1 protein-coding gene is annotated in these 399 nt (G+C 42.1%); it reads left to right on the forward strand.

Translation table 11 applies throughout. The features are described from left to right. On the forward strand, window positions 1-399 hold a 399-nt coding region (locus HMPREF2853_RS10070; protein WP_261674242.1), incomplete at both ends, for a G5 domain-containing protein.

Below are 399 nucleotides of genomic sequence, written 5' to 3' on the forward strand. Positions count from 1 at the left end.
AGAGGAAAAAGTTGCTTTCAAAGAAGAAACGAGAGTAGACCCAGTACTGGATAAAGGCCAAACGCGTGTTGAAGAAGGTGAAGAAGGTATCGATGAAGTCACTTATGAAGTGACAAAAGTGGATGGTGTTGAAAAATCTCGTAAAGAAGTTTCACGCAAGACCAAGAAAGCAGCCAAAAACAAGATTACTTATACCGGTTCAAAAGCAGTTGTAACGACTAAGGAAGTAACCAAAACTGAAGAAGTTGCCTTCCAGACTCGTGAGGTTGAAAATGCACTCTTAGCTGAAGGTGTTCGCCGAGTGAAGACAGCTGGTCAAAAAGGTGTTCGTACCATTGTTGAAACTGTCACTTACACAGACGGAAAAGAAACAGGCCGCGAGGTGAAATCAAACACAAT

The organism is Streptococcus sp. HMSC077F03 (assembly GCF_001812375.1).
GTDB classification, from domain to species: domain Bacteria; phylum Bacillota; class Bacilli; order Lactobacillales; family Streptococcaceae; genus Streptococcus; species Streptococcus oralis_S.